This window comes from Bradyrhizobium sp. Leo78 (assembly GCF_059512425.1).
This window is the reverse complement of record NZ_JCAMOT010000096.1, coordinates 1-7,679: the sequence shown is the minus strand read 5'-3', so window position 1 is coordinate 7,679 and position 7,679 is coordinate 1. Positions and strand designations below refer to the sequence as shown.

Annotated in this window: 7 protein-coding genes and 1 pseudogene; 7 read left to right on the top strand and 1 reads right to left on the bottom strand. The window is 61.5% G+C overall.

Annotation, left to right across the window (positions count from 1 at the left end):
- A partial coding sequence (locus AC5ZG1_RS42915; protein WP_496136426.1) for an integrase core domain-containing protein occupies positions 1-265 on the top strand: 265 nt, incomplete at its 5' end.
- A gap of 38 nt (positions 266-303) precedes the next feature.
- On the opposite strand, the gene AC5ZG1_RS42910 is transcribed toward AC5ZG1_RS42915, so the two are convergent.
- On the bottom strand, positions 304-1,323 hold the full coding sequence (locus AC5ZG1_RS42910; RefSeq protein ID WP_496136425.1) for a GlxA family transcriptional regulator: 1,020 nt from the start codon (positions 1,321-1,323) through the stop codon (positions 304-306).
- A gap of 64 nt (positions 1,324-1,387) precedes the next feature.
- Between AC5ZG1_RS42910 and AC5ZG1_RS42905 the strand changes: the two genes are divergently transcribed.
- The 6 genes and pseudogenes from AC5ZG1_RS42905 to AC5ZG1_RS42880 form a co-directional block, all read left to right on the top strand.
- A complete protein-coding gene (locus tag AC5ZG1_RS42905) occupies positions 1,388-2,638 on the top strand; it encodes a sarcosine oxidase subunit beta family protein (protein ID WP_456646773.1) in 1,251 nt (416 codons plus the stop codon).
- Between the two features lie 8 nt (positions 2,639-2,646).
- On the top strand, positions 2,647-2,910 hold the full coding sequence (locus AC5ZG1_RS42900; RefSeq protein ID WP_456646772.1) for a sarcosine oxidase subunit delta: 264 nt from the start codon (positions 2,647-2,649) through the stop codon (positions 2,908-2,910).
- Positions 2,907-5,900 carry a sarcosine oxidase subunit alpha family protein gene (locus AC5ZG1_RS42895; RefSeq protein WP_496136424.1) on the top strand — a complete coding sequence of 998 codons (2,994 nt, stop codon included), beginning with the start codon at positions 2,907-2,909 and terminating at the stop codon, positions 5,898-5,900. The genes AC5ZG1_RS42900 and AC5ZG1_RS42895 overlap by 4 nt, the downstream gene beginning before the upstream one ends.
- Positions 5,893-6,504: a sarcosine oxidase subunit gamma gene (locus AC5ZG1_RS42890; RefSeq protein ID WP_456646770.1), complete on the top strand. Its 612-nt coding sequence runs from the start codon at positions 5,893-5,895 to the stop codon at positions 6,502-6,504. The genes AC5ZG1_RS42895 and AC5ZG1_RS42890 overlap by 8 nt, the downstream gene beginning before the upstream one ends.
- 28 nt (positions 6,505-6,532) lie before the next feature.
- Complete coding sequence (gene purU, locus AC5ZG1_RS42885) at positions 6,533-7,393, top strand: formyltetrahydrofolate deformylase (RefSeq protein WP_496136423.1); 861 nt, start codon at positions 6,533-6,535, stop codon at positions 7,391-7,393.
- A gap of 3 nt (positions 7,394-7,396) precedes the next feature.
- Positions 7,397-7,605, top strand: a pseudogene (locus AC5ZG1_RS42880) (tetrahydrofolate dehydrogenase/cyclohydrolase catalytic domain-containing protein); the annotation flags it as partial.
- Positions 7,606-7,679 lie beyond the last annotated feature (74 nt).

Below are 7,679 nucleotides of genomic sequence, written 5' to 3'. Positions count from 1 at the left end.
TACTGCACCGGCCTCGCCGTGGCAGAATGGAGTTGCCGAACGGTTGATCGGATCGATCCGCCGCGAGTGCTTAGATCCCATCATCGTCTTTGGTGAGACGCATCTACGAGGGATTTTGCGATCCTACGCACGCTATTACAACGACATCCGAACGCACCGGTCGTTGGACAAAGACGCGCCGGTTGCCCGCCCGGTTCAGCGGATCGGAAGCATTAAATCACACGTCATTCTTGGCGGACTTCACCACCACTACGCCCGAGCTTAGGTTTTCGGTACAGACAGGGGACTTCAAAGAGATCTTTCCTAAGAAGCTTGATCGTCCTGTAGCTGTGAACGGACCGAAGTAACTCTCCTCTCATGAGCCGGCGCCAGCCCAAAATGCCGCCTGTAGCTTTTTGAGAACTGGGTCGGTAGCGCAAAGCCGGTTGCAAGCGCAATCTCCCTGATCGACTTCGTTGTCTGCCGCAATAGGACTCTGGCGTGTTCAAGCCGTGTCCGTTGGTACTGTCGGTGGATCGTAGTGCCGAGATGGCGCGCGAACAGACGTTCAAGCTGTCGCAAGGACACACCTGCGAACTTGGCCAGTTCGCGCGGCGACAGGGGCGTTTCGATCTCCCCTTCCATCCGCAATAGCGTTTGAATCAGTTTGGGATGATGGACTCCGAATCGTTCCGTGGGCGATAGCCGCTGAGCGACTTCGCCACGGCGCACTTCCGTCTGAAGAAACCAGTCGCTGACAGCCGAGGCTAGCGCCGCGCCGTGATCGATGCGGATGATGGCGTGCATCATGTCCAACGCAGCGATACCACCGGCACAAGTGAAGCGATCACGGTCGATCTCGAACAATGAGCGGCTGAGGTGCAAGAACGGAAACGTCTCGGTAAAGGCTGGGATATGCTCCCAATGCACGGTGCATCGATATCCCTCAAGCAGCCCGGCCTGCGCAAGGAGATAAGGGCCCGCTGACACGCCGCCCAATTGCACCCCGTGGCGGGCGGCCTTCCGCAGAAAGGTAAGCGTCGGCGTGTGATCGAAGGCTTGCGGATTACCGCCTGCGCAAACCACGATCGCATCGAGGCGGCCGGCATTATTGATGCTGGCGTCCGCCTGAATACGGACGCCGTTTGAGGCGGCAATATCGCTGCCGCGGATGGCGATGTGCCGCCAACGATAGAGGTTCTTGCCGGTCAGCACATTGGCGGCGCGCAGCGGTTCTACTGCCGATGCATAAGACATCAGTGCAAAGCCGGGAATCAGCAGGAAACCGATCCGGCGTGGCCGCGTGATGTCGCCAACAGGAATCTTTTGGTCGTTTTTTGCCATCTGACGTCAGCCATAGCAGCGCATGATGCCTCTCACAAGTTCGGCTCGAGACGGCTCGGCTCCCATGCACTACTCCTTCCTGAACCTCGCTCGGCAAGCTCTCCGCGGACATCGCGATTGGCAGCCTACGTGGCGTGATGCGGCTCCCCGCCCGCGCTACGACATCATCATCGTCGGTGGTGGGGGACACGGCCTTGCCACCGCCTATTACCTCGCCAAAGAGCACGGCATCCAAAACGTCGCAGTGCTCGAGAAAGGCTACATCGGCTCCGGCAATGCCGGACGGAACACCACGATAGTCCGCTCGAACTATCTCCTGCCCGGTAACGAGCCCTTCTACGAATGGTCGATGAAGCTCTGGGAAGGGCTTGAGCAGGACCTCAACTACAATGCGATGGTCAGCCAGCGCGGGGTGCTCAACCTCTATCACTCGGACGCCCAGCGCGATGCTTTCGCGCGGCGCGGCAACGCCATGATCCTCGCCGGCGCCGATGCCGAGCTGCTCGATGCGGCCGCGGTGCGTCGCATGCTTCCAATGCTCGATTTCGACAATGCCCGCTTTCCGATCAAGGGTGGCTTGCTGCAGCGACGGGGCGGCACCGCCCGACATGATGCAGTCGTGTGGGGCTACGCCCGCGGTGCTAGCGATCGCGGGGTCGATATCATCCAGAACTGCGAGGTCACCGGCTTCCTGCGTGAGGCCGGCCGTGTCGTCGGGGTCGAGACGACCAGGGGCAGGATCGGCGCCACCAAGGTTGGGCTGGCCGTCGCCGGCAGTAGCTCGCGCGTCGCGGCACTTGCTGACTTGAGACTTCCGATCGAAAGCCATGTGCTGCAGGCCTTCGTCTCGGAGGCGATCAAACCTTTCATTCCGGGCGTCGTCACCTTCGGTGCCGGTCATTTCTATATCAGTCAGTCCGACAAGGGCGGTCTGGTCTTCGGCGGCGACATCGACGGCTATAACTCCTACGCCCAGCGCGGCAACCTGCCGACCGTTGAGGACGTTTGCGAAGGCGGCATGGCCCTGATGCCTGCAATCGGGCGGGTGCGCATGCTGCGCTCTTGGGGCGGGCTGGTCGACATGTCGATGGACGGCTCGCCGATCATGGACAAGACACCAGTCGACGGCCTCTATCTCAACGCCGGCTGGTGCTACGGCGGTTTCAAGGCAACGCCGGCTTCAGGGTGGTGCTTCGCGCATCTGCTTGCGCGCGATGAGCCGCACCCGGTCGCGGCCGCCTACCGTCTCGATCGCTTCGAGACCGGCCATCTCATTGACGAAAAGGGCCAGGGCGCCCAACCGAACCTGCATTGAGAACCGACATGCGAATCGAATGTCCCTTCTGCGGCCCGCGTGATGTAGGCGAGTTCGCCTACCATGGCGATGCCACGCGCCGACCCGAGGCATCAACGTCGGATACCCTGCAGCCTTTCTATCAAGCAGTCTATCTGCGCGACAATCCGGCGGGTCGTCATAAGGAACTCTGGTATCACGCCGGCGGATGCCGAAGCTGGCTTAGCGTTACCCGCGACACCCGTACTCATGAAATCTTCGGCGCAACCTTTGCAGCCGGAGAGCCTTCATGAGTGGGACAGCATCGCAAGTGAAGTCCAACCGGCTTGAGAAGGGTGGCCTGATCGATCGCAGCAAGCCGCTCAGCTTCACTTTCGACGGCAAGCGCTATCACGGCTATGCAGGAGATACGCTCGCCTCCGCTCTGCTTGGCAACGGCGTCAAGCTCGTCGGCCGCTCGTTCAAGTATCATCGGCCGCGCGGCATCCTGACTGCGGGCAGCGAGGAACCAAACGCGCTGGTCGAGTTGCGGAGCGGTGCGTGGCGCGAACCGAATACACGAGCGACTGTCGTCGAGCTGTTCGACGGTCTCGACGCGCAAAGTCAAAACCGCTGGCCTTCGCTGACATTCGACGTGGGCGCGGTCAATTCTTTGCTCTCGCCATTTTTCGCCGCAGGCTTCTACTACAAGACCTTCATGTGGCCCGCCTCCTTCTGGGAGAAGGTCTACGAACCGGCGATCCGGCGCGCCGCCGGTCTCGGACGCGCCAGCACGGAAGCCGATCCGGACGTCTACGAAAAGCTGTACGCGTTCTGTGACGTACTCGTTGTCGGCGGCGGTGCGGCCGGGCTTGCCGCGGCATTGAGCGCGGGCCGATCGGGCGCGCGCGTTATCCTATGCGACGAGGACTACGTCCTTGGCGGCCGCCTCAATGGGGACATTAGGGAAATCGGAGGCGAAAGTGGCTCCACGTGGGCACACCATGCGAGCCTTTCCCTCGACGCCCTGACGAATGTTCGCGTGCTGCGCCGCACGACGGTGTTCGGCGTCTATGACGGCGGAACCTACGGCGCGGTCGAGCGTGTCTCCGACCATCTTCCGGTCCCGGCGCCGCGTCAGCCCCGGCAGCGGCTTTGGAAGATCGTCGCCAAACGAGCGGTCCTTGCTACGGGCGCGATCGAGCGACCCATCGTGTTCGGCGGCAACGACCGGCCCGGCGTGACGATGGCTTCGGCGGTTCGCACCTATCTGAACCGGTTTGCCGTACCGGCCGGCCGCCGCGCCGCGATCTTCACAGGCTGCGACGACGCGTGGAGGACTGCTTTCGACCTATTCGGGGGCAACACTCCCGTCGAAGCCATTGTCGACATGCGAACGGAGATCGACTCCCGTCTCATCGAGAAGGCGAGCCGGTTGGGAATTCGGGTCTTTGCGGGCGCACAGGTTATCCAGACGAGCGGAAGCCAAGGTCTCAAGGCCATCTCCATTCACACGGCGGATGGACGGACGAGCGACATTGCGGTCGACGTGCTCGCCATGTCCGGCGGATGGAATCCCAATCTCGCCCTGACGACCCACCTCGGAGGTCAACCGAACTGGTCGGACACGCTGGGGGGATTCGTTCCAAATACGCCTCCTCCCGGCATGACCGTCGCCGGCGCCGCGCAGGGATCATTTGCGCTAGCTGATGCCCTTCGCGAGGGCGATTCAGCTGGCGCCGCAGCGGCCGAGGCGGCGGGATTTGCCGTGCAAAATCATCCTCTGCCTCAGGCAGATGATGAGACGATCGGCTCCAAGCCTTTCTGGTACGTCGCCGACAGCCGATCGAAGGCATTCGTCGATTTCCAGAACGACGTTACAAGCGACGACGTCGCACTCGCCGCCCGCGAAGGTTTTCGGTCGGTTGAATTGCTGAAGCGATATACCACCCTCGGCATGGCCACCGATCAGGGCAAGACGTCGAACGTCAACGGCCATGCCTTGATGGCGCAACTGACCGGGCGCTCGATGTCAGAAGTCGGCACAACCGTGTTCCGGCCACCCTATACGCCAGTCGCGATCGGTGCACTCGCCGGTCACCATCGTGGTTCGGAGTTCAAGCCAACGCGCTTGACCGCAAGCCATGGCTGGGCCGAAGAGCGCGGCGCCACGTTTGTGGAGGCCGGGCAGTGGCTCCGCGCGCAATGGTTCGCTCGAGCTGGCGAAGCCGACTGGCTGACGACAGTGTCGCGCGAGGTCCGAGAGGTTCGCAGCAAAGTCGGCGTCTGCGACGTCTCCACTCTTGGCAAGATCGATATCCAGGGCAACGATGCGGCTGCATTCCTGGACCGCGTCTACATCAACATGTTTTCGACGCTTCCAATCGGCAAGGTCCGCTACGGCCTAATGCTACGCGAGGACGGCATCGTTATGGACGACGGCACCGCGGCGCGCTTAGCGGACGACCACTATGTCGTGTCGACGACGACCGCGAATGCGGCCAAGGTCATGCAACATCTTGAGCATGCACGCCAGATCCTCTGGCCTGAGTTGGACGTTCAGCTCGTGTCCGTCACTGAGCAATGGTCGCAATACTCGATTGCGGGACCGCATTCCCGACTGCTCCTGGCTCGGCTGCTCGGTGATGCCGCAGACGTCTCCGACGCCGCCCTTCCCTATCTCGGGTGCATCGAATTCCGTTGGCGCAACGTTCCGGCCCGCCTGTTCCGTGTCTCCTTCTCCGGCGAACTGGCCTACGAGCTTGCGGTGCCGGCGCAATTCGGTGATGCCACCATCCGGGCGGTCATGGATGCCGGGAACGCACTCGGCATCGTGCCCTATGGCACGGAAGCCCTGGGCGTGATGCGCATCGAGAAGGGTCATGTCGCCGGCAACGAACTGAACGGCACGACGACGGCGACCGATCTCGGCCTCGGTCGGATGATGTCGCGCAAGAAAGACTTCATCGGCCGCACGCTCGCAATGCGGCCGGGCCTCACCGACCCTGAGCGGCCGGCACTGATCGGCATCAAACCCGTCGCCAAGAGCGCGCGACTGCACGGCGGCGCGCATTTTCTGGCCCTCGGCGTGAAGCCGAACACAGAGAATGACGAAGGTTACGTCACTTCCGTCGCCTTCTCGCCGATACTCGGGCATTGGATCGGCCTCGGCCTGATCAAGAATGGCTTGGCACGGATCGGCGAGGTCGTGCGCGCTTACGATCCGGTCCGCGGTCGCGACACCGAAGTCGAAATCGTCTCTCCTATCTTTTTCGATCCCGAAGGGACGCGTCTGCATGGCTGATCTTGCTCTATCATCACGTCCTGCTTTATTGGACATTGGCCAATCGCAACCCGGTGCCGGCGTCACCGTCCGCGAGTTGCGCGGACTTGGCTTGGCAACGATGCAGACTCGCAAAGGACAGCACGCGCTGCTGCGCGACCGTATCAGGCAGCATTTCCTTCTTGAGCTGCCCACGACGCCTTCCATTGTGCGTGCGGGCGAGATCGCCTTCGTGGCCATAGGCCCGAATTACTGGCTCGCCATGAGCGGCGGCGCAGGCCCGCTGTTTGGCATGTCACTCAAACAGATCGTCGGGCTGCTCGCGTCGGTGTCGGACCAAAGCGGCGGCTATGTGGTTTTCCGCGTCGGTGGCCATGCGGTCAGGAACACCCTTGCCAAGGGTTTTCAGATCGACCTTCATCCTCGCGCGTTCGAGATCGGAGCCGCCGCGACCACGATCGTCGCCCATATCGGCGCCACCATCTGGCGTTGCGAAGACAACGGCGACGGCAGCCCCTGCTTCGAAATCGCCTTGTTCCGCAGCCTTGCCAAGAGCTTCTCGCGCTGGTTCTCAAGCAGCGCCGCCGAGTTCGGCTGCGAATGGCAAACCAAAGCAGCTCAATAATCTCATAGCCTTGTTCCAAGGGACGCCCATGTCCACCGACAGCTACATTTTGACCTTCTCTTGTCCCAACAAGCCTGGCATCGTCGCCGCCGTCGCCAAGACGCTGTTCGAGGCCGGCGCCAATATCCAGGAATCGCATCAGTACGACGATGTCGAGACCAACGCCTTCTTCGCCCGCATTCGCTTTAACTTCGTCGGGACCGACAATGCTGAAGGCTTCAGCGAAGCCTTCGCGATCGTCGCCAACGAGCTGAAAATGAAGTGGACGGTTCGTCCGCGCACCGCGCGCCCCAAGCTGCTCGTCCTGGTGTCCCGTTTCGATCATTGCCTGGCGGACCTACTCTACAAATGGCGGATTGGCGAACTTTCGGTCGATATTGCGGGCATCGTCTCCAACCATCCGATCGAGACGTTCACGCATCACGATCTCGGCACTATTCCGTTCGAGTACCTGCCCGTTACGTCGCAGACCAAATCCAAACAGGAAGCGGAAATCTGGAAGATCGTCGAGGATCGGAAAGTCGACCTCGTCGTTCTTGCCCGGTACATGCAGATCCTGTCCGACGAACTTTCGGCGAAACTCGCCGGTCGCTGCATCAACATCCACCATTCCTTTCTTCCCGGCTTCAAGGGCGCCAAGCCGTATCACCAGGCGCACGGCCGCGGCGTCAAACTGATCGGCGCTACCGCCCATTATGTGACGCCAGATCTCGATGAAGGTCCGATCATCGAGCAGGATGTCGAACGCGTTTCGCATCATGACCAACCCGACGACCTCGTTCGCAAAGGTCGCGATATCGAACGGCGAGTGCTGTCGCGGGCCGTATTCTGGCATATCGACGGCCGCATCATCCTGAACGGCTCCAAGACCGTCGTTTTCAAGGACTAACCCATGACTGCGATCAATATCGACGGCAAGGCGATCGCCGAGCAGGAGCGTCTCAAGATTGCGGCGGGGTCGCGGAGTTGCAGGGGCGGCGCGGCCGAGCACCGGGACTTGCTGTCGTGCTCGTCGGCAACGATCCCGCAAGCGAAGTGTACGTTGCCTCCAAGACGCGCCAAACCATCGCCACCGGAATGCGCTCGTTTGAGCATCGCCTAAAGCGGAATGAAGTTAGCTTGAATCGATTTGGGATTCCCAAATCAGGCGGTTTCTGATTCACCATGCTGGCTGG